Source organism: Flavobacterium helocola (assembly GCF_038289885.1).
Classification (GTDB): domain Bacteria; phylum Bacteroidota; class Bacteroidia; order Flavobacteriales; family Flavobacteriaceae; genus Flavobacterium; species Flavobacterium cheniae.
Genome location: NZ_JBBYHT010000001.1, coordinates 349,327 through 374,348 on the forward strand (window position 1 = coordinate 349,327; position 25,022 = coordinate 374,348).

The window sequence follows — 25,022 nt, forward strand, 5'->3', positions numbered from 1 at the left end:
CATGAAAAAACTTTACACTTTACTATTTATTACTTTAGCCAGCGCTTCCTTTGCACAAGGACCATTTACAGGGACTTATACTTTTGCATCTGTAACAAATTCAACTGGCTTAACAGACCCTACTCCTGTTCCAACAACAGCAGGTATGACTTTTGGTTCTTTTATAGGCGTTAATCCAGCTGCACTAAATTCTACCGCTGGCGGTAGATTTTCTTTAGACAATCAACCAAATGGAGGTCTATTCGGAGACAATACATATGCTGCTTACACAGGAACTTTAAGCACATCGCATTATTTCGAAGTTACCGTTTCTCCAAATGTCGGTACGACTTATGATTTAACAGGAATCACATTTAGACAACAAAGATCTGGAACCGGCGTAAGGACATATTCTGTTCGCTCTAGTGTAGATGGTTTTGCAGCTAATTTACCAGCTTCAATAAATCCTGCAAACACAGAATTATCCGTTGAAAGTGGAAACGTTTTTTTCAGAGTATTAGACACAAATACTGGCCATAACGGTAGTACAATCACATTAAGCGGACCTAGCTTTACTGGATTAACAACTCCAGTAACTTTTAGATTTTATGGATGGAATGCAGAAGGAACAGGCACTGGAGGAACATTTAGTATTGATGATGTTGCAATTTCTGGAAACGTAATTACTTTATCATCTTCATCATTCAACGCAATCGATGGTTTAACTATGTATCCAAATCCATTAAATGGAAATACATTATATTTAACTTCAACAGCAAATGCTGATATGTCAGTTCAGATTTTTGACATCGTTGGAAAAGAAGTTGTAAAATCAAACGTAATGAATAACACTGTAAATGTTTCTGGTTTAAACGCTGGAGTTTACATTGTAAAAATTACGGAAGAAGGTAAAACTGCTACAAGAAAATTAGTTATTCAATAATTTGGATGCTGAACTAAATTCAGTATGACAAAATACCAGAAAAGCATCAACGAAAGTTGGTGCTTTTTTATTTAAGAGAAAATTGTTTCCTATTTTTGCACCATGATTTCACAAGAAGATATTTTCCAAATTGGCTCTAAAAAAGAATTTGAAAAAATTACTTTAAAAGTTTTTCGTCATCAGTACGATAACAATTTGGTGTACCAACAATTTTGTAACTTCTTGAAGAAAAACAAAAACAATGTGAAATCATTAACCGAAATTCCTTTTTTACCCATTCAGTTTTTTAAAAGTCATAACGTTTTAAGTTCTACTGAACAGATTCAGCAAACGTTTACAAGTAGCGGAACAACCGGAATACAAACCAGCAAACATTTGGTTACCGATATAAGTTGGTACGAAATGAGTTATCGTTTAGGCTTTTCAGAATTCTATGGAAATATTGAAGATTATTGTGTTTTAGCCTTGCTCCCATCCTATTTAGAGCGCGAGGGTTCATCATTGATTTACATGGTGGAAGATTTAATTCAAAGTAGTAATCATGAAGATTCTGGGTTTTATTTAAATAATTACGATGAATTGATTTCGAAACTAATTGAATTAGATAATTCAGGTCAGAATGTGATTTTGATTGGCGTTACGTATGCTTTGTTAGATTTAATTGAGAAGCAAAAATTCCAATTAAAGAACACTATCATCATGGAAACCGGCGGCATGAAAGGCAAACGAAAAGAAATGATTCGCGAAGAACTCCATACTATTTTATGCAACGGATTTGGCGTTTCAAAAATTCATTCCGAATATGGCATGACCGAATTACTTTCACAAGCCTATTCACTGGGCGACGGCATTTTTGAATGTCCTCCTTGGATGCAAATTTTAGTTCGCGATACAGAAGATGCTTTAACTTATGTTTCCGAAGGAAAAACAGGCGGCATTAATGTGATTGACTTAGCCAACATCAATTCGTGTTCGTTTATTGCTACGCAAGATTTGGGCAAAAAATATCCCAACCATTCTTTCGAAGTGTTGGGACGTTTTGACAATTCTGATATTCGTGGTTGTAACCTGATGGTTATTTAACCTTAATCACGTAATAATTTTTCTTTCCTTTTTGCAATAACAAGAATTGATTGTTGATTAAATCTTCTTTCGTAATGATTTTATCTTCTCCTACTTTCTCTTTATTCAAAGAAATCGAGTTTTGTTTTAATTCTCTACGAGCATCACTATTAGAAGCTAAAAAGTTTGTTTTTGCTGCTAATGCTGCAATCATATCCAAACCTGCATTCAAATCTTCCATCAAAATTTCGGCTTGAGGAACACCATCAAACACTTCTAAAAACGTTTTCTCATCTAACTTTTTCAACTCATCCATTGACGGACTAAAAAACGCGTTTGAAGCCGCAATAGCATTTTCTAAATCTGCTGCAGAATGTACCATAATAGTAATTTCTTCAGCTAAACGTTTTTGTAACGCTCTTAAATGAGGCGCTTCGTTATGTTCTGCAATTAATTTTTCAATCGTTTCTTTGTCTAAAAAGGTAAAAATCTTAATGTATTTTTTCGCATCAACATCCGAAGTATTTAACCAGTATTGGTAAAATTTGTAAGGCGAAGTTCTTTCCGCATCTAACCAAATATTGCCACCTTCCGATTTTCCGAATTTTGTTCCATCAGCTTTTGTAATCAACGGACAAGTTAATGCATACGCTTTACCTGCTTCAATTCTACGAACTAATTCTGTTCCTGTCGTAATATTTCCCCATTGGTCACTTCCACCCATTTGTAGCGTACATTTTTTTGCACGGTATAAATGTAAAAAGTCATAACCTTGAACTAATTGGTAAGTAAACTCCGTAAACGACATTCCTTCTGAAGTTTCTCCAGTCAAACGTTTTTTAACTGAATCTTTCGCCATCATGTAGTTCACTGTAATGTGTTTTCCCACATCGCGAATGAAATCTAAGAAAGAGAATTCTTTCATCCAATCGTAGTTGTTTACTAACTCCGCAGCGTTTGGTTCCGCAGAAGTAAAATCTAAAAAGCGAGCTAATTGTGCTTTAATCGCTTCTTGATTGTGACGTAAAGTAGCTTCGTCTAACAAATTTCTTTCGTTAGATTTTCCTGATGGATCACCAATCATTCCAGTTGCTCCACCTACAAGCGCTAACGGTTTATGACCACTCAATTGAAAATGTCTCAACAACATAACTCCAACTAAATGCCCTATATGCAATGAATCGGCGGTTGGATCAATACCCACATACGCCACACGCATCTGCTCCATCAAATGTTCTTCTGTGCCTGGCATTACGTCGTGGAGCATTCCTCTCCAAGTCACTTCTTCAATAAAATTTTTCATGTTCTTAAATAATTTGAGCAAAGATAGTTTTTAGTTTAAAAGTTTAAAAGTTTGAAGGTTTAAAAGTTAGTCCGTTTTTAAAAGATTTGCTATTTTTACATCATGATTTTAGTCACAGGAGCAACAGGTTTAGTAGGTTCGCATTTGTTAGTACAACTTCTTCAAGAAAATGAGGAAGTTAAAGCGTTATTTCGTTCTGAAAAACAAATTGAAAAAGTAAAGAATGTTTTTGCTTTTCATAATCAAACCTCGCTTTTTGATAAAATCAATTGGGTAAAAGGTGATATTAATGATATTCCATCGTTAGAAATTGCGTTTGAAAAAGTCACCCATGTGTATCATTGTGCTGCTTTGATTTCATTTGATCCTAGTGACGAAGACGAACTTCGAAAAATCAATATCGAAGGAACTGCAAACGTGGTGAATTGTTGCATTGATTTTGATGTAAAAAAACTTTGCCATGTAAGTTCGATTGCTGCTTTAGGAAATCCAAAAGAACATGAAACTTCTATCACAGAAGAAACCGAATGGAATCCTGAAGAATTACATAGTGATTATGCCATTACGAAATATGGCGCCGAAATGGAAGTTCTACGCGGCCATCAAGAAGGTTTGGAAGTTGTAATTGTGAATCCGGGTGTGATTTTTGGATACGGTTTCCCAAAAAAAGGTAGTGATGTGATTATTCAATCGGTAAAAAAAGGATTGTCGTTCTATACCAAAGGTACTATTGGTATTGTTTCGGTAGCTGATGTTACTAATTGCATGATTCAACTCATGAAAAGTTCAATAAACGGAGAACGTTATACTTTAGTGGGTGAAAATATTTCTACAAAAGCATTACTCGACTTTATCGCAGAAGAATTGAAATTGAAAAAACCTTCAATAGAAGCAACCAAACTAATGACTTCTATTGCTTGGCGAATTGATTGGTTGATTTCAAAAACATTGAATCGCAAAAGAAAGTTAGCTAGAAGCACTGCGACTTCATCACATTCTGTAACTACTTTTGATACTTCAAAAATAGAAAAAGAACTTAATTTTACTTTTCAGAAAAAAGAAACATATTTAAAAACTATTCTACAGAATTATTATACCCGCCAACACTAGTTTCATTATTTATATTCTGAGTGTTTACTGGATTTTCTTTCTCAAATCTTTCTATTACTTTTTTATAGATTTTTTTATATTTTCTTGCGTCAGCAGCATAATAACGTTGGTTTTCACGATAAGTAATACTGTCAATTTTATATTTTTCGAAAATATATTGATCCATTTTAATATTGTGATCTGTCAACTTATATGACATAGAACCATCTGTTGCTTGTAGAATTGAAATATCGTAAATGATATTCACCATTACTTCCTCGTCCAATAAGTTATCAGGTTTAGGAACCGGATTCTTAGAACAAGAAAGCACAAATAAGCTTACAAATAAAAATAATACCTGCTTCATTACACTTCTCTTTCAAATAACAAACGCTGTCCTGCTTTTGCTTCTTTTACTTTACCATTATGATAAACTAATTTTCCGTTAACAAAAGTATGTGTTACACGTGATTTAAAGTTATAGCCTTCAAACGGAGACCAACCACATTTTGCAATAATATTTTCTTTTTTAACATTCCAAGGTAAATAAGCATTTACAATTGCAATGTCTGCATAATATCCTTCCTTAATAAATCCTCTTTTCTCGATTTTGAAAATTTTAGCCGGATTGTGACACATTTTTTCTACAATCTTTTCTACTGAAATTTTTCCTTGGTGATGTGCTTCAAACATAGCCACAACAGCATGCTGAACCAAAGGCCCACCAGAAGGACATGTCAAATAAGGATTACATTTTTCTTCTAAAGTATGAGGAGCATGATCGGTTGCAATAACATCAATTCTGTCATCTAGTAACGCTTTCCACAAAGCATCTTTATCTGCTTGTGTTTTTACAGCAGGATTCCATTTAATTAAAGAACCTTTGGCATCATAATCAGCATCAGTAAACCATAAATGATGGATACATACTTCTGCCGTAATTTGCTTTTGTTCTAATGGAATTTTATTGGTAAACAAATCCATTTCTTTTGCAGTTGACAAATGAAATACGTGTAAACGCGCACCAGTTTTCTTTGCTAATTCAATTGCCTTTGAAGACGACAAATAACATGCTTCTGTACTTCGAATTAAGTGATGGTATTTCATCGGAATATCATCTCCGTATTCTTCCTTATATTTTTGTGTATTAGCTTTAATAGTAGCTTCATCTTCACAATGCACAGCAATCAGCATCTTAGTTGATGAAAAAATCTTTTCTAAAACTTCAGGGTTATCCACCAACATATTTCCAGTAGAAGAACCTAAAAACAATTTAATTCCGGCAACGTTCCTTGGATTGGTTTTTAAAACTTCTTCCAAATTATCATTAGTACCTCCCATCATAAACGAATAATTCGCATAAGATGTTTTAGCAGCAATTTGATATTTATCTTCTAAAAGTTCTTGAGTAACGGCATTTGGAACCGTATTTGGTTGTTCAATAAATGAAGTAATTCCACCAGCAACGGCTGCTTTACTTTCCGTCTCAATAGTTCCTTTGTGAGTAAGTCCTGGCTCTCTAAAATGTACTTGGTCATCGATAGCTCCTGGCATTACATAACTCCCTTCTGCATCAATAATAACACAGTCGGACGATTTTGGACTAATTTGAGTAGCGATTTCTTTTATGAATTCATTTTCAATCAATATATCACCTTCAAAAACAATTCCTTCGTTTACAATCTTGGCATTTCTAATTAAAAAACAACTCATTATAATCTATTAAATATTTTACGTAATCTCAACATTATCACTCCTACTACAGCTTCTCGAATAATTCCACCGCTCATTTTAGATTGCCCTTTTGTTCGGTCTGTAAAAATTATCGGAACTTCTACAATTTTAAACTTATTGACAAAAGCACGATATTTCATTTCTATTTGAAACGCATAACCTACAAATTTTATTCTGTCAAGGTTAATTTTTTCTAAAACTATTCTTCTGTAACATTTGAATCCTGCTGTGGCATCAGCAATTTTCATTCCAGTAATCATTCTAACATAAACGGAAGCAAAATAAGATAGTAAAACTCGACTTAAAGGCCAATTCACTACATTTACTCCGTTTGAATATCTTGAACCAATAGCAACATCTGCACCATTTTCGCAAGCAGCTAACAACTTTTCTAAATCATTAGGGTTGTGAGAAAAATCGGCATCCATTTCAAAAATATAATCATATCCATGAGAAAGTGCCCATTTAAAACCTGCCACATAAGCTGTACCCAAACCCGATTTTTTCGTTCGCACTTTCAAATGCAATTGTGAAGGGAATTCTTGTTGCATTTCTTTTACTTTTACAGCTGTACCATCAGGAGAATTGTCATCTACTATTAAAACATCAAATGGAGTTTGCAAAGCAAAAACAGCCTTTATGATTGCTTCAATATTTTCAATTTCGTTAAAAGTTGGAATTACAACAACACCCTGAGCCATAAAAAATCGTGTATTTTAAGTGCAAAAATAAGCTATTTCTAGTAGACAATTCTTAATAATTTTATAATAATGAATATGACAGTATTTTTTGTAATTTTGCGCCAATATGTTAGCAATTCAATTACACGACAGAATTATTGAAAGCAAAGACTGGGCAACCATCTTGTTTGTTATTTGCGTGGCCATAATTGCGATTAACAAAACCATCTCTTCGGTTCGTTTTAATGAGTTTGTTCGATTGGCTTATTCAGATAAATACACCAAAATTTACCGCGACAGTAGTAACTTAATGAGTGGTTTTACCATTTCAATGTTTGTACTACAACTGATTTCGTTTTCATTCTTTACTTTATTAGTATTAAATCAATTTGATAGAGCTGAAAAAACCGACTTAATTGTTTACATCCAAGTTTTTACTTTTTTAACTGTTTTTATTCTTTCGAAATTTTTAATTGAGAAGATTATTGCAACTGCTTTTAAAATTGAAGAATTTAACGAACAATTTAACTTACTGAAAGTGAATTACAGAGCTTATTTTGGATTCATTTTATTACCCGTTAATATCATTTTATTCTACAATTCATTAAATGCCGATTGGTTCTTTTGGACTTTATTGATTATCCTAATCACTATAAACATCACTACTTACTTGGTTGCACTGAAATTATATCAAAATTTACTATTACGTAAAATATTTTATTTTATTTTATATCTTTGCACCCTTGAAATAGCACCTTACTATTTTATTTATAATTGGTTTACAAAAAATTAGAGAGAAATATGTCAAATTTGAAAGTGAAAACAATATTAGTTTCACAACCAGAGCCTAAAGTAGAAAATTCTCCTTATTTTGAGCTTCAAAATAAACTGAAAGTTAAGATTGATTTCAGACCATTCATTCACGTAGAAGGTGTTCCTGCTAAAGAAGTTCGCGCTCAAAAAATCGATTTAAACAACTATACTGCCATCATATTAACGAGTAGAAACTCTGTAGATCATTTTTTCAGAGTAGCTGAAGAAATGCGTTACAAAGTGCCAGAAGATTTAAAATATTTCTGTCAATCTGAAGCCGTTGCATTTTATTTACAACGTTATGTGGTTTACAGAAAAAGAAAAATATACGTGGGACAAAAAGACTTTGTTGATATGTCTTCACTTATTAAGAAATATAAAGATGAGAAGTTCTTATTACCTTCTTCTGACCAATTAAATGCTGATGTTCCTCAAACACTTGACGGATTAAAAGTAGATTGGACGCAAGGAACGTTTTACAGAACCGTGATGAGTGATTTAACGGATTTAAAAGATGTGTATTACGATATTTTAGCCTTTTTTAGTCCTACCGGAATTAAATCCTTGTTTAAAAACTTTCCAAATTTCCAACAAAACAATACACGTATTGCTGTTTTTGGAAGTACTACTCAAAAAGAAGCTTTAGAACACGGTTTACGAGTTGATATTATGGCACCAAGCCCTGGAACTCCTTCAATGACAGGAGCTTTAGAAAAATATATTGCTGAAGCAAACAAAGGAAAATAATTATTTTTTCAATATATAGAAAACCAAATTCGAAAGAGTTTGGTTTTTTTGTTTGATTTATGTCAAAAAAAAAGTCCCGAAAATTTCGGGACTTTTTTCTATATAAATTTCTTAGATTACAATTGAGGACCAGCTGCTACTAATGATTTTCCTTCTTCGTTGTCTGTATATTGAACAAAGTTTTTGATGAATCTTGAAGCTAAATCTTCTGCTTTCGTTTGCCATTCAGCAGCATCAGCATACGTATTTCTTGGATCTAAAATATTAGTATCTACATTTGGTAAAGCAGTAGGTACTACAAAATTAAATACTGGAACTGTTTTAGTTTCTGCATTCTCGATAGAACCATCTAGGATAGCATCGATAATTGCTCTTGTATCTTTAATTGAAATACGTTTTCCTGTTCCGTTCCAACCTGTATTTACCATGTAAGCTGTAGCATTGTGTTGCTCCATTTTCTTAACTAATTCTTCACCGTATTTTGTTGGGTGTAAAGATAAGAATGCTTTTCCGAAACAAGCTGAGAATGTTGGTTCTGGTTGTGTTACTCCTCTTTCAGTTCCAGCTAATTTAGCTGTAAATCCTGACAAGAAGTAATATTTTGTTTGCTCTGGAGTTAATTTAGAAACCGGAGGCATTACTCCGAATGCATCTGCCGTTAAGAAAATAACTTTAGTAGCGTGACCTGCTTTAGAAACTGGTCTTACAATATTTTCAATATGGTTAATTGGATAAGAAACACGTGTATTTTGTGTAACTGAACCATCTTTGAAATCAATTTTTCCGTTGGCATCAACAGTTACGTTTTCTAATAACGCATCTTTTTTAATAGCTCCGAAGATATCTGGTTCGTTCTCTTTACTTAAATCGATTGTTTTTGCATAACATCCACCTTCAAAGTTGAAAACACCATCATTATCCCATCCGTGTTCGTCGTCTCCGATTAATTCACGTTTTGGATCTGTTGATAAAGTAGTTTTTCCTGTTCCAGATAATCCGAAGAAAACAGCAACATCGCCATCTTTTCCTTTGTTAGCCGAACAGTGCATAGAAGCAATTCCTTGTAGTGGTAAGTAATAGTTCATCATAGAGAACAACCCTTTTTTCATTTCACCACCGTACCAAGTTCCTCCAATTAATTGGATTTTCTCAGTTAAGTTGAACGCTACATATACTTCAGAGTTTAATCCGTGAGCTGCGTAATCTTTGAAACTTGTTTTTGAACCATTCATAACAATGAAATCTGGCTCACCAAAGTTTTCTAATTCCGCTTCCGTTGGACGGATGAACATATTTTTTACAAAATGTGCTTGCCATGCTACTTCCATAATGAAACGAACTTTTAATCTCGTGTCTTCGTTAGCACCACAAAATGCATCTACAACAAACAATCTTTTTCCAGAAAGCTGCTTTACCGTAGTTTCTTTCAAAGCATTCCATGTTGTTTGAGAAATTGGTTTGTTATCGTTAGCCGCTTTATCAGAATTCCACCAAACTGTGTTTTCTGTAACGCTGTCTTTTACAATGTATTTATCTTTAGGAGAACGCCCAGTGAATTCACCTGTCATTACGTTAACCGCACCAAGTTCAGATAACTGTCCTCTTTCAAATCCTTCTAAAGCTGGATTTAATTCTTCATTATATAAATAGTCGTATGAAGGATTGTATATTATTTCTGATACATTAACGATTCCGTACTTTTCTAACGAAATCGATTTCGTAATATGCGCATTCGTATCCATAAATAGTTTGTTATGTTGTGTATTTAATAAAGTGCAAAATTATAAATTATATTTTAGATAACGTTTTTTAATCACTGTTTTTTAGATAAAACAGCATAAAATAAGTATCCCCAAGCCGAAACCAAGAACAAACCACCAATTGGCGTTATAGGTCCTAGAAATTTAGTCTTCAAATTTGTAATAGTATTTGTCGCTAACAGATAAATAGACCCTGAAAAAAACAAAACACCTACTATCGTTAAATAAAAAATAATCGAACGTTCTTTCTCTCCTAAAAAAGCAAAAGTACCTACAAAGAGAAGAAACAACGCGTGATACATTTGATAACGCACACCTACCTCAAATGTTGCCAATTGCTCTACCGAAAGTAATTTTTTTAATGCGTGAGCTCCAAATGCCCCTAAAATTATTGCTGTTACTCCTAAAAATGCAGCAACCAACAGTATTCTTTTATCCATTTTTTTAAATTTGAGACCAAAGATAACAAAAGTTTTTATGTTAAATTATGACATAAATAAAGAATTTGTTTTTATAAATATAACATTTTACTATCTTCGTGTGATATTTTTAGAATTCCAAAAAATGAGACATATTTTAGTCATTGGAGCGGGTCGTTCTGCTTCATCCCTTATAAAATATTTATTAGACCATTCCGAAGAACAAAACCTTCAAGTTACCATAGGTGATTTGTCGGAAGAATTGGCCAAACAAAAAACCAACAATCACAAAAATGCCAGAGCCATTGCTTTTGACATTTTTAATGAGGCGCAACGAAAAGAAGAAATTCAAAAAGCGGATGTTGTGGTTTCGATGTTGCCTGCACATTTACATTTAGAAGTAGCTAAAGATTGTATTACCTACAAAAAACATATGGTTACAGCTTCTTATATCAGCCCAGCGATGCAAGAATTAGATACTGCTGCTAAAGAAAATGGCTTGGTTTTCATGAACGAAATTGGGCTTGACCCAGGAATTGACCACATGAGTGCCATGAAAGTATTGGATGAAATTCGTGAAAAAGGTGGAAACATTATTTTATTTGAATCTTTCTGTGGTGGATTAGTTGCTCCAGAAAGCGACACCAACTTATGGAATTACAAATTTACTTGGAATCCTAGAAATGTAGTTTTGGCTGGACAAGGCGGAGCTGCAAAATTCATTCAAGAAGGAAAATACAAATACATTCCGTATTCAAAATTATTTAGAAGAACTGAATTTTTAGAAGTAGAAGGTTACGGAAGATTTGAAGCATATGCTAACAGAGATTCTTTAAAATACAGAAGCGTTTACGGTTTAGATGATGCTTTAACTTGTTATCGTGGCACCATCAGAAGAGTTGGCTATTCAAGAGCTTGGGACATTTTAGTACAATTAGGTATGACTGATGATTCATACACTATTGATAACTCGGAAGACATGTCGTACAGAGAATTTACGAATTCATTCTTGCCATATCATCCAACCGATACTGTTGAAATCAAATTGCGTCATGCACAAAAAATTGATCAAGATGACATCATTTGGGACAAATTAGTGGAAATCGATTTATTCAATCCAAACAAAAAAGTGGGATTAGTAAAAGCAACTCCAGCTCAAATTTTAGAAAAGATATTAGCCGAAAAATGGGCGTTAGAACCAAATGACAAAGACATGATTGTCATGTATCATAAATTTGGTTACGAATTAAACGGCGAGAAAAAACAAATTGACGCCACTATGGTTTGCATTGGTGATGATCAAACCTATACTTCAATGGCAAAAACAGTGGGACTTCCAGTTGCTATTGCTACATTGAAAATCCTAAACAAAGAAATTACTACTCCGGGTGTACAATTACCAATTACAAAAGAAGTATACAATCCTATATTAAAAGAATTAGAAGATTATGGCGTAATTTTCAAAGAAATGGAAGTGCCTTATTTAGGTTATAATCCATTGAATGTGACAAATTAATCATTAATTCAAGATTTGAGAAATCCGAAATCGTAATTGGTTTCGGATTTTTTTATTTCAATTGAAATCGATTTCGTATTTTTACTTTCAAATCAATTGAAAATGAAGATAAATCACTTACAAATTGAAATCGACGGAATCGATAAAGAAATCCTTCGTGATTTAATGGACGACGCTCGCAAACCTATTTTACAGATTGCCAATAAAATTGGAATTTCGGGTGCTGCGATTCATCAACGACTAAGAAAACTAGAACAAGCTGGAGTGATTTCGGGTTCAAAATTTATTGTGGACACGAAAGTTTTGGGTTACAGCACAATGGCTTTCATTGGAATTTATTTGGAAAAAGCTTCAAGTAATCCAGAAGTAGTAAAAGAATTGAAGAAGATTCCAGAAGTATTAGAATGTCATTATACCACTGGAAATTGGAGTATTTTAATCAAACTGATTTGTAGAGATAACGAACATTTGATGCAATTACTTAACAAAAAAATCCAACCTATTGATGGTGTTTCACGAACGGAAACCTATATTTCTTTGGAACAGCAAATAGAAAGACAAATTCAATTATAAGTACAAAATAAAAAATCCGTCAAACTTACGTCTGACGGATTTTGATTTTATAAAATATTCGTTTAGTCTCTTGAACCTAAAATTTGGAAAGCCCAATATAATAAAGACGCTAAAGCTCCTAAAGCAGCTACCACATAAGTTCTTGCAGCCCATTTTAATGAATCTTCGGCACCAGCATATTCTTGCTGACTCACCATGTTTTTATTTTTTAACCAAGCCAAAGCTCTGTTACTAGCATCGTATTCTACTGGAAGTGTTACAAAACTAAAAGTAGTTGCAATTGCCATTAAAATCAAACCCGCAACTGCTACGTAAAAACCTATACTTGATTTTGAAGCAAAACCTAAAATCAAACCTCCCATAATTAACCATTGTGACATACTTGAAGAAATGTTCACTACAGGCACCATTTTAGAACGCATCGTTAACCATTGATACGCATGCGCATGTTGCACCGCGTGACCAACCTCGTGAGCTGCAACTGCTGCTGCTGCTGCATTTCTTTGATTGTAAACTGCTTCTGACAAGTTAACTGTTTTGTTTGCTGGGTTGTAATGATCGGTTAATTGACCAGGTGTTGAAATTACTTTTACATCAGTAATTCCGTGGTCTTGCAGCATTTTTTCTGCAATTTCGGCACCACTCATTCCGTTACGTAAAGTAACTTTTGAATAATACGCAAACTTGCTCTTCAAACGAGAACTCACTAACCAACTTACTAGAGCTATTGCTCCAATTAATATCATATAAGTTAAATCAAACATAATTTTTAATTTTAATTTCTAAATTTACTAAAATCAATAACAAATTACAAGCCAAAGTTACAAAATGACAATTTGACATTAGTTAAATAATTCTAAAAACAATTACTCTTGCATTTGTTTTACTGGCGATTTTTTCGAAACATCCATCACTGGAACCATTCCGTTAGTTGGCACGTAGATGATTTGTGGTAAATCGCCTTTATCGGCTAATTTCTCTAAGGTTCTAATGAATAAATATTGGTTGTAGGTTTCGCTTAACGTTCCATTTTCTAATTTCATGGCTTCAGCCATACCTTTTGCGCGTTCAATTTCGGCTTGGGCGTTTAATTTTTCGGCTTCTAATTTGGCTTTAGCTTCTTCTACTAAAATTCTACGATTTTGTTCCGCTTTTGCCATTTCTGCTTTTCCTGCCATTTCTTGTTGCCATACGTTATATCTTGGCAATCCAAACATTAAAGCGGCAATAAACACAAACCCAACAACCACAACTCCAGCAATTAGTTTCCCAATGTTTCTTTTTTCCATTTTTATAGTTTTATTTTATCTATTATACGCAAAAAATGAAAAATGTTACAAAAACGAGAAGAAAAAACCGCAGATTCGCTGATTATAAAAAACTCTTTAAAGCATTTTGACACCCCACACTTATGACACCCCTCTAAAAGAGGGAAAATAATAAACCGCAGACTCATAGATTAAAATCTGCGAATCTGCGGTTATTCAATTATAGATTCTGAAACAAGTTCAGAATGACAAAAAAGTCCTTATCCTACCAAATTAATAATCTTACCTGGAACGATAATAACTTTGTTTGGTGTTCTACCTTGTAATTGCGCTTGTGTTCTTTCATCAGCCATTACGATTTCTTCGATTTGAGCTGCAGTTAAATCTAAAGGCAACTTAATAGTGAAACGCATTTTTCCATTGAATGAAACTGGATATTCCTTTTCAGATTCAACTAAATATTTGGCTTCAAATTTTGGAAAAGCAACGGTTGCAATTGAACCTTCGTGACCTAAAGCGCTCCATAATTCTTCTGCAATATGTGGTGCATAAGGTGAAACTAAAATAGCTAATGGTTCTAAAATCGCACGGTGATTGCATTTTAATTGTTGTAATTCATTTACGCAAATCATGAATTGAGAAACCGAGGTATTGAAGGAGAAATTCTCAATATCTTCTGTAACTTTTTTGATGGTTTTGTGTAACGATTTGTACATTTCTGCTGTTGGTTCGTCGTTTACAATTACAGAACCGTTGTCATCAAAATACAAACGCCATAATTTTTTCAAGAAACCAGAAACTCCAGTAATACCAGCCGTGTTCCAAGGTTTAGATTGCTCTAATGGTCCTAAAAACATTTCGTACAAACGTAACGTATCTGCTCCGTATTCTTCACAAATATCATCTGGCGAAACTACATTGTATTTCGATTTCGACATTTTTTCTACTTCACGACCAACAATGTATTTTCCATCTTCTAAAATGAATTCTGCATTCGCATAGTCAGAATATAAAGGATGGTTTTTGAACGCCTCGATGTTTAATTCGTTCGTAATATCATTAATTACAGCCAAATCAACGTGAATTGGATGAACGTTTTTATCTTTAATTAATCCTTTAGAATATAAAGTTTTAGAATCTTCACTTCTGTAAACAAAAGCACTCATTCCCAAAATCATTCCTTGATTGATCAGTTTTTTGAATGGTTCTTCGGTTGGTGCATAACCTCTGTCTTTTAAGAATTTATTCCAAAAACGAGAGTATAATAAATGTCCGGTTGCGTGCTCGCTTCCGCCAATATATAAATCTACACTTTCCCAATATTTTAAGGCTTCTTCATTTGCAAACTCTTCGGTGTTGTGTGCATCCATATAACGCATCCAATACCAAGAAGAACCCGCCCAACCTGGCATGGTGTTCAATTCCAAAGGAAACACTTTTGAGTTGTCAATTAAATCATTGTTAACCACTTCATTATTTTCAGAATCCCAAGCCCAAACTGGTGCGTTACCTAAAGGTGGTTGTCCGTCTTCGGTTGGTAAATATTTTTCAACTTCTGGCAACACAATTGGCAAGTGTTTTTTGTCAATCATTTGTGGTAAACCATTCACGTAATAAACCGGAAAAGGTTCACCCCAATATCTTTGGCGAGAGAAAACGGCATCACGTAAACGGTAATTTACTTTGGCATTTCCTGCGTCTATTTTTTCTAATTCTTCGATGATTTTTTTCGTTCCCGATTTGTAATCTAATCCGTTTAAGAAATCAGAATTTACTAATTCGAAACCACTTTTTTCTCCAAAAGCTGCTTCTGAAATATCTTGATTGAAAATGTTTTTAATTGCTGGCATTCCATTAGTTCCTTTGAAGAAATTCGCGAAAGCATAATCACGCTCATCCCCACATGGAACCGCCATAACAGCACCCGTTCCGTAACCTGCTAACACGTAATCACCAATCCAAACTGGAATTGGTTCTTTTGTAAATGGATGTTCAGCATAAGCACCTGTAAAAACTCCTGAAATGGTTTTTACATCTGCCATTCTTTCACGTTCTGAACGTTTTGCAGTTGCTTCTACATACGCTTCCACTGCAGCTTTTTGTTCTGGAGTGGTAATTTGGGAAACCAAATCGTGCTCAGGCGCTAATGTCATAAAAGTAACTCCGAAAATCGTATCAGGTCGAGTCGTAAACACGTCAATTTTCGCATCGTGATTATTCACGTTGAAAGAAACCATTGCTCCAACTGATTTTCCAATCCAATTTCTTTGTGATTCTTTGATGGATTCACTCCAATCGATTTCATTTAAACCTTGCAATAAACGTTCCGCATAAGCAGAAATTCGCATTGACCATTGTGTCATTTTCTTACGAACAACTGGATGTCCACCACGTTCTGAAACGCCGTTTACAATTTCGTCATTCGCTAAAACGGTTCCTAAAGCTGCGCACCAGTTTACTTCGGTTTCGGCTAAATAGGTTAATCTATATTGTAAAAGTATTTTTTGTTGTGCTGACGATGAAAATGATTTCCAATCTTCAGCTGAAAATGGCGCAATATTATCATCACAAACAGCATTTACATTGGCATTCCCGTTTTTATCAAATTCCTGCATTAACGTACAAATGCTTTCCGCTTTATCCGAATTTTTATTGTACCAAGATTCGAATAATTGAATGAAAATCCACTGTGTATGTTTGTAATAATCTGGATTAGAAGTTCGCACTTCACGACTCCAATCGAAAGAAAAACCAATTCTATCCAACTGATTTCTATACCCTTGAATGGTATTTCCTGATTTATCCACACCACCTTCAATATTCATACGCGTTGTATCTGCTGGATGTTGACCCGTTTGAATCGCATATTGTTCGGCCGGTAAACCAAATGAATCGTACCCTTGCGGATGCAACACATTAAAACCTTGATGTCTTTTATATCTTGCAACAATATCAGAAGCAATGTAACCTAGTGGATGCCCAACGTGCAAACCCGCTCCCGAAGGATAAGGAAACATGTCTAATACATAGTATTTTGGTTTTTCGCTATTATTTGATGCAGCAAAAGTTTGGTTTTCTGCCCAATATTGTTGCCATTTGGCTTCGATTTTTTCGTGGTGGTATTTCATTTCAGTTTTCTGTTATCGGTTTTATCCGAAAAATAAAGGTGCAAAAATACGTTTTATAAAACTTTTATAAAACTAATCTTTAAAATATAGTGTTCCGTTTGGATTAGCGTAGCCTTTGAAGTTTCCATTTTCGTCTTCTAAAGCGATATATTCTATTGCTTCCAACAAGGAAATTCCTTTTTTGCCACTACTAATGGTGTATTTAATTTCTCTAACAGGATACGGATAATACACAGGAAGTAATGTCAATACATAATCTGAATTACTGTAATAACTTATGTAAGCCGAATGTTGATTCCCTTTTTTTACTCTCAAGAAACTTTGATTTTCCGGATTGAATGTAATGCCATCAAACTCGAGAGGTAATTTGAACTCTTTGTTTTCGGAAACTAATCCAAACAAGTTATTTTTCTTGACTAAAAACACTTGCTCTTTAAATGATGATGTTATGGAGTATCCCATTTTGATATCGTCATATTCAGCAGGCAAGATAAAAGTATGATTGACATCGATAATACCATATTTCATGATTTTGGTTTTTTTATCCAATATCCCAACTTTGAAATAATTTTTACCGCTTGGATCATATTTTCTTTCAGATTTCATAGGCTCCAGGAAATCATATTCAACACTTTTTTGAAATGGAAATTGGTAGACTAAACCAAATTTATTTTTCTTTTGGTAAATGACGTAATTGAAATACGTTTGTATAGTATCAGCATTCGATTTATCATCTGTAAGAACACCTTTCGTTTTGAAAACTTCAATTTTATCAGCTTTAATTGGGAATTTAACTGTCTTTTTGTTTTTGGTAACATTGTTTGAAACCTCAACTTCAATTTTATTTTCTATTAAAGCATATTTGTAGTAAGAAGTTCCTTTTGGCTGTTTTCTGGTAGTATTTCCTCTTCCTGGCCCGTCTCCACTTCCTGAACCAGTTCCTGAATAACCTCTTGGCTCTTCTACTTCCGCTACCATTTCACTATCCATGTTGGGAACCGCTACGTTATTATCATACCCATTGTAGCTGTCTTTTTTTCTTTTAACTCCTGTATTTTCTTGAATATACTGACTGTCTTTTTTAGCATCTAAAAGAATGATTTGACTTCCTTCTACTCTAAAATATTTAGTTTCAACAGCACTTGTTGCTGTTTGTTTTACGTAGGCAATTGCTAATTCTTCTTTTGATTTTTTATTATCTAATTCTATCGAAAAAACATCTTTTATGACATAACTTAACTTGTTTTCATTGTAATAATCTAGATTTACTAATGACTCTTTTCCTTCTAAATCCTTTATATAAAAACCAATTATAAAACTACTATCATAACGCTTGTCATTCCCTTTGATTCCTTTTAAAGAAGAAAGCGGTTGATTAACTAGTAATTCTCCTTTTGTGTTGTATAAATAGTTAATTTCTTTTTTATCAGCTCCTTTTTTTACGGCAATTATTAAATTATTTGAGACATAACGTAAATCTTGAAATTCTACTGGAATTACATTTTTTGAACCTATGTAAACTCCCGAATTATTTCCTAAAGAAGCTTGAAAAAAAGTAGCGCCTTTACCTCTTTCTTTTTTTATGGCATCGTATTTTGGAGCTATCAAAACCGTTGCTTTTTCATCACATAAACCCCATAAATTACCTTCTCGATAAGGAAAAATATTTTCTTGTGCCGTTAAGCTTAGTGCAAAAAAGAATAATAGTGCCGAAAACTTAAATTTTAATGTCATTTTTATGAATTTAAAGCTTCAAATTTACAGATAATAAATACTAAAGTTAAAACTTTGTTGTTATATTCTATGTAAACAAAATTTCTTTACTATTTTTACGGCTTAAATAGAATTTTATGGCATCATCTTTTGAAAATTACAACAAGCGACGTTTAATATCGTCTTACTTTTCGGTAGTTTTAAGTATCTTTTTAGTGTTATTCCTTTTAGGAGCTTTAGGACTTTTTGTAATCAATTCAAAAAAGATAACAAATGATTTTAAAGAAAACATTCCAATGACCGTTTTCTTTAATAACGATGCTAATGACACTATGATTAGTGCATTTGACACCGAATTGAAAAACGCAAAATTCATTAAAGACTATGCGTTTGTACACAAAGACAGCGCTGCTAAAAACAACGTAGATATTGTAGGTGAAGATTTTATGGAATTCTTAGGTTTCAATCCTTTACAAAATTCATTTGACATCCATTTAAAAGGAGATTATGTAATTGCAGATAGCATCCAAAAAATTGAACGTAATATTCGTAAAAACGAAATGGTTACTGAAATTATTTACGATAAAGAATTAGTAGATATGGTAAACAAAAACGTAACTAAAATCAGTTTTTGGATTTTAATCATCAGTGCCATCTTAACTGTTGTGGCAATGTTGTTAATCAATAGTTCGTTACGCCTTTCTGTTTATTCACATCGCTTTACAATTAAAACGATGCAAATGGTAGGAGCTACAAAATCGTTCATCAGAAAACCATTTATTTGGAGAAGTATTAAATTAGGATTAATTGGTTCTGGATTAGCAATTATTGCTTTACTATTTTTAGTGTTTTATGTTGACAGCTTATTCCCAAGTTTAGGCATTGCAAAAGATTACGTTTCTATTGCAATAGTAATTTTCGGAGTGTTAGTTGTTGGAATTATCATTACTTCAATTAGTACATTTTTTGCTACACAACGTTTCTTGAATTTAAAAACAGATGATCTTTATTAGTAATTAGTGTTTAGTATGCACTGATTTAAAAAATTTATAGTATGGAAAATAACAATAAACCTGAATTTCTTTTTGATAAAGTAAATTATAAAATTCTTTTAATTGGATTAGCCGTAATTGGACTTGGATTCATTTTAATGAGCGGTGGCGGAAGCGAAGATCCTAACGTTTTCAATGGTGAAGAATTATTCAGTTTCAGAAGAATTCGTTTAGCTCCAACCGTAGTTTTAATTGGATTCGGAATTACGATTTATTCGATTTTAAAAAATCCGAAGAAGTAATACTTTATGGATGTTTTACAAGCCATTATTCTTGCCATTATTGAAGGAATAACAGAATTTTTACCTGTTTCTTCAACGGGTCATATGATTATTGCTTCGTCTTTTTTTGGCATTGCACATGACGATTTTACTAAACTTTTTACAATTGTAATTCAGTTGGGAACCATACTTTCCGTAATTGTTTTATATTTCAAACGTTTTTTTCAATCGCTTGATTTTTACTTTAAATTATTTGTTGCTTTTATTCCAGCCGTAATTTTTGGGTTGTTATTGGGTGATTTTATCGATGGTTTATTAGAAAACCCTATCACAGTAGCTATTTCGTTAATTATTGGGGGATTTTTATTATTGAAAGTCGACGAATGGTTTGGCAATTCTGAAGGAACTGAAATTTCCTATTTAACCGCTTTTAAAATTGGATTGTTCCAATGTTTAGCTATGATTCCTGGTGTTTCTAGAAGTGGCGCTAGCATCGTTGGCGGAATGACACAAAAATTATCGCGAACAACAGCAGCTGAATTTTCGTTTTTCTTAGCGATTCCAACCATGTTAGGAGCAACTTTGAAAAAATCATACGATTATTATAAAGATGGCTTTGTGCTTTCTGACGACCAAATTAATTTATTAATCATTGGAAATGTAGTCGGATTTATTGTAGCCCTAATTGCTATCAAATCATTTATCGGATTTTTAACCAAACACGGATTTAAAATATTTGGTTATTACCGAATTGTTGCCGGAGTTGCAATTTTATTAATTCATTTCTTCGTACAAAAATTAACTATTATCTAATGAATGCCGAAGAAATTTTAGCAGGAAAAGTCCTTTTAATCGACAAACCCTTGAAATGGTCATCGTTTCAAGCGGTTAATAAATTGAAATACATTTTAAAACGCAAATACGATTTACCAAAGAAATTTAAAATCGGTCATGCTGGAACTTTAGATCCGTTAGCGACTGGCTTATTAATTATTTGCACTGGTAAATTCACCAAAAGCATTACCGAAATTCAGGCACAAGCCAAAGAATATACTGGAACGATTATAGTTGGAGCAACTACTCCATCTTACGATTTAGAAACCGAAATTGACGCTACTTTTCCAACAGAACATATTACCGAAGAATTGATTTTGGAAACTACAAAACAATTTATTGGTGAAATCGACCAGAAACCACCTGTTTTTTCTGCTATTAAAAAAGATGGAAAACGTTTGTATGAGCACGCTCGCGCAGGCGAGGAAGTGGAAATTCAATCTAGAAAAACTACGATTTACGAATTTGAAATCACGAAAATTCAGTTACCAGAAGTAGAATTTAGAGTTAAATGTAGCAAAGGAACTTATATTCGTTCGTTAGCTTATGATTTTGGATTAGCGTTGCAATCTGGCGGACATTTAACAGCGCTTCGTCGTACAAAAATCGGTGATTATTCAGTTGAAAATGCAATTACACCTGATGATTTTGCACAATTGCATGAAGATGAAAAATAAAACATTCCTTCTATTATTTCTTTTATTCCAATTTAGTTTTTCGCAAAATGTAAAACTAAAAACAGGCGATATTTTATTTCAATCTATGAATTGCGGGCCACTTTGCGAAGCCATTAACGAAGTTACCGAAGGTTATCAAGGAAAAGATTTTAGTCATTTAGGAATGGTTTACATCAAAAACGATTCTATTTTCGTAATTGAAGCAGCTGGAAAAGCAGTGAAAGTAACTCCATACGAAACCTTTAAAACCTACACAAACGAAGAAATGTTTGTAGGAAGACTGAAAAACAAATACCGCAAATACATTCCAGAAGCCATTACTTTTTCATTGCAACAAGTTGGCATTCCTTATGATGATGAATATTTGTACGACAATGGAAAATACTATTGTTCAGAATTAATTTATGATGCGTTTTTGCATTCGTATAAAAAACCATTATTTGATTTGTATCCAATGACTTTCAAATCGCCAAAATCAAATGAATATTTCGAAGTTTGGGCAGATTATTACCAAAAACTAAAAATGGAAATCCCGGAAGGGCAACTCGGTTGTAACCCTGGCGGAATTTCCACTTCTGATAAATTAAAAATTATAGGAACTTTACGCTAAGATATTTTCGTGCATTTCCACAATTTCATTCTGAATCGAAATTCCTTTATCGTGTAAATACCATTTTTGCAATTCAATTTTTGCTGGTTCATCTACTACTCCGTGAGCCGCTTTGTAATCTAAGATTAATTGTTTTGCACCATGAGGTCTTGGGCCCCAATCTAAAACTACTTCTAAAGTTTCAGCATCTAAAACGATTAATTTAGGAATTGCTTTTCCTCCATTCGTTAAAAAATGTTGCATTAAAGCATCGTTATCATCGCGCAAAGCAATTTTTAACTCTACCTTATCTGTAACATCCGCCATTTTATGAATCACAGGAACAATTTGAGCCGCATCACCGCACCAACCTTCGCTTAGCACTAACCAAATGTACTTTTTATCTAAGTTTTGTAGTTTAACTTTTGTTTCAGGTGTAACTTCTATAGTTTTTTCTAAACGATTCATTCTGGTTTCGTTTAGTTCGGAATATTTTAATAAATCTTCTGATTGCGTGTGACCTGTAGATTTCCCTTCAGCAATTAAACTGGTTACTTTTTTTCTGTAATCGGCAAAAGAAAAACTGTTTTCTAATGCTTGTTTTATAGTATTTATCATCTTCTTAACTTTATTTGGCAAATTTAAGTCTAATTTTGAAAATAAAATGTAAGAAATGTTACAAATGGATTTTAAATCAAAATCAATTGGAATTGTGTTATCAGGTGGTGGTTCTAAAGGAATTGCACAAGCCGGAGCGCTTCAGTTTTTAACCGAACAAGGCATACATGCTTCTTGTATAGCAGGAACAAGTGCTGGTGCTATAGTAGGTGGTTTATATGCTTTTGGGAAAAGTCCGGAAGAAATTTTAGAGTTTTTCAAGTCGATTTACTTTTTTCATTGGAAAAATTTTACGTTTAAAAAAGCGGGTATTATTGATTCGGAATCGTTCAAGAAAGACTTTGAATCGATTTTACATGATACAAAAATTGGTGATTTAAAAATTCCGGTTCACATTACGGCAACTGATTTGGTTAGAGGCAAACTGAAAGTTTTTGGCAATGAAACCAAACTTTCGGATGCTATTTTGGCTTCATCCTCATTTCCTGGAATGTTGTCGCCTTATCAAATTAATGGAAAATTATACAGCGATGGTGGTATTTTGAATCATTTTCCAACCGATTTAGTTCAAGGAAGATGTGATGCCATCATTGGAATTTATGTAAGTCCCATTCAAAACATCGAAGCACATGATTTAAAATCAATTAAATCGGTTACAAGTAGGGCTTTTGATTTGTTATATGCCAATTACAATTACCAAAAATTTAGCTTATGTGATTGGGTAATTGAACCAAAAGAACTCGCTGATTATAGCACCTTTGAAACCAATAAATCCAAAATGGATCAGTTATTTGAGATTGGTTACAACGAAGCCAAAAAATCATATGAAAATTTAGCAACATAAATGTTAAAACATTTTTTTTAGAAAAAAGCTATTTAACTATATTTGCACCACAAATAATACAACACGATGACTTGAGCTTGCGAAAGCATGACTCCATTAAAAAAATAAACGGGAATGAAATACAAAAGAATTCTTCTAAAATTAAGCGGTGAAGCTTTAATGGGTGATAGACAATATGGAATTGACCCACAACGCTTGGCTGAGTACGCTGAAGAGATAAAACAAATTCACGATAAAGGTGTAGAAATCGCTATCGTTATTGGTGGTGGAAACATTTTTAGAGGTGTAGCTGGTGCAAGTAACGGAATGGACAGAGTGCAAGGGGATTATATGGGAATGTTAGCAACAGTTATAAATGGAATGGCTTTACAAGGTGCTTTAGAGGAAGCTGGAATGCAAACACGTTTACAAACCGCTTTAAAAATTGAAGCTATTGCTGAACCTTATATCAAAAGAAGAGCAACGCGTCATTTAGAAAAAGGAAGAATTGTGATTTTTGGTGCAGGAACAGGAAATCCTTATTTTACAACAGACACTGCTGCAGTTTTGAGAGGAATTGAAGTAGGTGCTGACGTAATTTTAAAAGGAACTCGTGTAGATGGAGTTTACACTTCTGACCCAGAAAAAAATGCTGATGCAGAAAAATTTGACTTTATTTCGTTTGAAGATGTATTAGCAAAAGGATTAAATGTAATGGACACAACTGCTTTTACATTGAGTCAAGAAAATAAATTACCTATTATTGTATTTGATATGAATAAAGATGGTAACTTATTAAAAGTATGTGAAGGAGAAACTATCGGAACAACGGTAACAATATAAATACGAAGTACAAAACTAGAAGTACAAAGTAAAAATTTAGAGAGATGACAGAAGAAATTAACTTTATTTTAGACAGTGCAAAAGAAGCTATGGTAGGTTCTGTTGCGCATTTAGAAAAAGAATTTTTAAACATTAGAGCTGGAAAAGCTTCACCTCAAATGTTAGGTGGTGTTTTTGTAGATTATTATGGTTCTCAAACACCATTGTCGCAAGTTGCTAACATTAATGCTCCTGATGCTCGTACCCTAACGGTAACGCCTTGGGAAAAAAACATGTTACATCCTATTGAAAAAGCAATTATGATTGCTAATTTAGGGTTAAACCCAATGAACAATGGTGATAACATTATTATCAATATTCCAGCATTAACTGAAGAAAGAAGACGCGACTTGGTAAAACAAGCAAAAGCTGAAGCTGAAGATGCAAAAATTGGGATTAGAAACCACAGAAAAGATGCAAATTCTGATATCAAAAAAGAAGAAAAAGACGGAACCGCAGAAGACATTTGCAAAAAAGCTGAAGAAGATGTTCAGAAATTAACCGATTCTTTCATCAAGAAAATAGATGAACTTTTAGCTATTAAAGAAGCTGAAATCATGAAAGTATAAATTTAAGTCCCGATTAACACTCGGGATTTT

The 25,022-nt window shown here is 33.4% G+C and carries 26 protein-coding genes; 15 read left to right on the top strand and 11 right to left on the bottom strand.

The features are described from left to right. Position 1: 1 nt before the first annotated feature. Both AAEO58_RS01650 and AAEO58_RS01655 read left to right on the top strand, forming a co-directional pair. Positions 2-922, top strand: a complete 921-nt coding sequence (locus AAEO58_RS01650; RefSeq protein WP_341681385.1) for a T9SS type A sorting domain-containing protein — start codon at positions 2-4, stop codon at positions 920-922. A gap of 102 nt (positions 923-1,024) precedes the next feature. Next, entirely contained in the window at positions 1,025-2,005 is a 981-nt protein-coding gene (locus tag AAEO58_RS01655) for a LuxE/PaaK family acyltransferase (RefSeq protein WP_341681387.1), read from the top strand. On the opposite strand, the gene tyrS is transcribed toward AAEO58_RS01655, so the two are convergent. Beyond that, a complete protein-coding gene (gene tyrS / locus AAEO58_RS01660; protein ID WP_341681389.1) occupies positions 1,998-3,287 on the bottom strand; it encodes a tyrosine--tRNA ligase in 1,290 nt (429 codons plus the stop codon). The two genes, AAEO58_RS01655 and tyrS, sit on opposite strands and share 8 nt — an antisense overlap. A gap of 102 nt (positions 3,288-3,389) precedes the next feature. On the opposite strand from tyrS, the gene AAEO58_RS01665 reads away from it, so the two are divergent. Then, the gene (locus AAEO58_RS01665; protein ID WP_341681391.1) at positions 3,390-4,397 is read left to right on the top strand and encodes an NAD-dependent epimerase/dehydratase family protein; all 1,008 of its coding nucleotides are present in this window, start codon (positions 3,390-3,392) and stop codon (positions 4,395-4,397) included. On the opposite strand, the gene AAEO58_RS01670 is transcribed toward AAEO58_RS01665, so the two are convergent. The 3 genes from AAEO58_RS01670 to AAEO58_RS01680 are packed head-to-tail and all read right to left on the bottom strand — an operon-like array spanning position 4,363 to position 6,811. After that, positions 4,363-4,743: a DUF4296 domain-containing protein gene (locus AAEO58_RS01670; protein WP_341681392.1), complete on the bottom strand. Its 381-nt coding sequence runs from the start codon at positions 4,741-4,743 to the stop codon at positions 4,363-4,365. The genes AAEO58_RS01665 and AAEO58_RS01670 overlap by 35 nt on opposite strands. Beyond that, positions 4,743-6,089, bottom strand: a complete 1,347-nt coding sequence (locus tag AAEO58_RS01675; RefSeq protein WP_341681393.1) for a dihydroorotase — start codon at positions 6,087-6,089, stop codon at positions 4,743-4,745. Before AAEO58_RS01675 ends, AAEO58_RS01670 begins: the two co-directional genes overlap by 1 nt. Beyond that, positions 6,089-6,811: a polyprenol monophosphomannose synthase gene (locus tag AAEO58_RS01680; protein WP_341681395.1), complete on the bottom strand. Its 723-nt coding sequence runs from the start codon at positions 6,809-6,811 to the stop codon at positions 6,089-6,091. The genes AAEO58_RS01675 and AAEO58_RS01680 overlap by 1 nt, the downstream gene beginning before the upstream one ends. A gap of 106 nt (positions 6,812-6,917) precedes the next feature. On the opposite strand from AAEO58_RS01680, the gene AAEO58_RS01685 reads away from it, so the two are divergent. Together AAEO58_RS01685 and AAEO58_RS01690 are read left to right on the top strand one after the other, a co-directional pair. Beyond that, complete coding sequence (locus tag AAEO58_RS01685; RefSeq protein WP_291138979.1) at positions 6,918-7,583, top strand: DUF4271 domain-containing protein; 666 nt, start codon at positions 6,918-6,920, stop codon at positions 7,581-7,583. Between the two features lie 17 nt (positions 7,584-7,600). Next, the gene (locus AAEO58_RS01690) at positions 7,601-8,350 is read left to right on the top strand and encodes a uroporphyrinogen-III synthase (RefSeq protein WP_341682347.1); all 750 of its coding nucleotides are present in this window, start codon (positions 7,601-7,603) and stop codon (positions 8,348-8,350) included. Positions 8,351-8,466: 116 nt separating this feature from the next. Here the strand turns inward: AAEO58_RS01690 and pckA are convergent, their stop codons facing one another. Together pckA and AAEO58_RS01700 are read right to left on the bottom strand one after the other, a co-directional pair. Further along, positions 8,467-10,092: a phosphoenolpyruvate carboxykinase (ATP) gene (gene pckA, locus AAEO58_RS01695; protein WP_341681397.1), complete on the bottom strand. Its 1,626-nt coding sequence runs from the start codon at positions 10,090-10,092 to the stop codon at positions 8,467-8,469. A 71-nt stretch (positions 10,093-10,163) separates the two neighbouring features. Next, entirely contained in the window at positions 10,164-10,550 is a 387-nt protein-coding gene (locus tag AAEO58_RS01700) for a DUF423 domain-containing protein (protein ID WP_133608622.1), read from the bottom strand. A gap of 124 nt (positions 10,551-10,674) precedes the next feature. On the opposite strand from AAEO58_RS01700, the gene AAEO58_RS01705 reads away from it, so the two are divergent. Beyond that, a complete protein-coding gene (locus AAEO58_RS01705; RefSeq protein ID WP_341681398.1) occupies positions 10,675-12,045 on the top strand; it encodes a saccharopine dehydrogenase family protein in 1,371 nt (456 codons plus the stop codon). Positions 12,046-12,147: 102 nt separating this feature from the next. Further along, positions 12,148-12,618: an Lrp/AsnC family transcriptional regulator gene (locus AAEO58_RS01710; RefSeq protein ID WP_153201224.1), complete on the top strand. Its 471-nt coding sequence runs from the start codon at positions 12,148-12,150 to the stop codon at positions 12,616-12,618. Between the two features lie 62 nt (positions 12,619-12,680). On the opposite strand, the gene AAEO58_RS01715 is transcribed toward AAEO58_RS01710, so the two are convergent. The 4 genes from AAEO58_RS01715 to AAEO58_RS01730 form a co-directional block, all read right to left on the bottom strand. Continuing rightward, positions 12,681-13,382 carry a zinc metallopeptidase gene (locus tag AAEO58_RS01715; RefSeq protein ID WP_341681404.1) on the bottom strand — a complete coding sequence of 234 codons (702 nt, stop codon included), beginning with the start codon at positions 13,380-13,382 and terminating at the stop codon, positions 12,681-12,683. A gap of 102 nt (positions 13,383-13,484) precedes the next feature. After that, a complete protein-coding gene (locus tag AAEO58_RS01720; RefSeq protein WP_341681406.1) occupies positions 13,485-13,907 on the bottom strand; it encodes an SPFH domain-containing protein in 423 nt (140 codons plus the stop codon). A gap of 239 nt (positions 13,908-14,146) precedes the next feature. After that, positions 14,147-17,014, bottom strand: a complete 2,868-nt coding sequence (gene leuS, locus AAEO58_RS01725; protein WP_341681408.1) for a leucine--tRNA ligase — start codon at positions 17,012-17,014, stop codon at positions 14,147-14,149. A gap of 72 nt (positions 17,015-17,086) precedes the next feature. Further along, positions 17,087-18,748 (bottom strand): WG repeat-containing protein, encoded by a 1,662-nt coding sequence (locus AAEO58_RS01730; protein ID WP_341681409.1) that lies wholly within the window; start codon positions 18,746-18,748, stop codon positions 17,087-17,089. A gap of 116 nt (positions 18,749-18,864) precedes the next feature. On the opposite strand from AAEO58_RS01730, the gene AAEO58_RS01735 reads away from it, so the two are divergent. The 5 genes from AAEO58_RS01735 to AAEO58_RS01755 are packed head-to-tail and all read left to right on the top strand — an operon-like array spanning position 18,865 to position 22,121. Continuing rightward, positions 18,865-19,740: a cell division protein FtsX gene (locus AAEO58_RS01735; protein WP_133608636.1), complete on the top strand. Its 876-nt coding sequence runs from the start codon at positions 18,865-18,867 to the stop codon at positions 19,738-19,740. Between the two features lie 41 nt (positions 19,741-19,781). Then, a complete protein-coding gene (locus tag AAEO58_RS01740; RefSeq protein WP_133608638.1) occupies positions 19,782-20,021 on the top strand; it encodes a DUF3098 domain-containing protein in 240 nt (79 codons plus the stop codon). A gap of 6 nt (positions 20,022-20,027) precedes the next feature. Next, positions 20,028-20,813 (top strand): undecaprenyl-diphosphate phosphatase, encoded by a 786-nt coding sequence (locus tag AAEO58_RS01745; protein WP_341681411.1) that lies wholly within the window; start codon positions 20,028-20,030, stop codon positions 20,811-20,813. Further along, positions 20,813-21,511, top strand: coding sequence for a tRNA pseudouridine(55) synthase TruB (gene truB / locus AAEO58_RS01750; RefSeq protein WP_341681413.1), 699 nt, complete (start codon positions 20,813-20,815; stop codon positions 21,509-21,511). The genes AAEO58_RS01745 and truB overlap by 1 nt, the downstream gene beginning before the upstream one ends. Continuing rightward, complete coding sequence (locus AAEO58_RS01755; RefSeq protein ID WP_341681415.1) at positions 21,501-22,121, top strand: YiiX/YebB-like N1pC/P60 family cysteine hydrolase; 621 nt, start codon at positions 21,501-21,503, stop codon at positions 22,119-22,121. The genes truB and AAEO58_RS01755 overlap by 11 nt, the downstream gene beginning before the upstream one ends. Here AAEO58_RS01755 and AAEO58_RS01760 read toward each other — a convergent pair. Then, complete coding sequence (locus AAEO58_RS01760) at positions 22,113-22,718, bottom strand: thioredoxin family protein (RefSeq protein ID WP_341681417.1); 606 nt, start codon at positions 22,716-22,718, stop codon at positions 22,113-22,115. The two genes, AAEO58_RS01755 and AAEO58_RS01760, sit on opposite strands and share 9 nt — an antisense overlap. 64 nt (positions 22,719-22,782) lie before the next feature. Between AAEO58_RS01760 and AAEO58_RS01765 the strand changes: the two genes are divergently transcribed. The 3 genes from AAEO58_RS01765 (at position 22,783) to frr (ending at position 24,992) form a co-directional block, all read left to right on the top strand. Then, on the top strand, positions 22,783-23,562 hold the full coding sequence (locus tag AAEO58_RS01765) for a patatin-like phospholipase family protein (protein WP_341682349.1): 780 nt from the start codon (positions 22,783-22,785) through the stop codon (positions 23,560-23,562). Positions 23,563-23,676: 114 nt separating this feature from the next. Next, positions 23,677-24,384 carry a UMP kinase gene (gene pyrH / locus AAEO58_RS01770; RefSeq protein ID WP_341681419.1) on the top strand — a complete coding sequence of 236 codons (708 nt, stop codon included), beginning with the start codon at positions 23,677-23,679 and terminating at the stop codon, positions 24,382-24,384. 44 nt (positions 24,385-24,428) lie between these two features. Continuing rightward, positions 24,429-24,992 carry a ribosome recycling factor gene (frr, locus tag AAEO58_RS01775; RefSeq protein WP_341681420.1) on the top strand — a complete coding sequence of 188 codons (564 nt, stop codon included), beginning with the start codon at positions 24,429-24,431 and terminating at the stop codon, positions 24,990-24,992. Positions 24,993-25,022 lie beyond the last annotated feature (30 nt).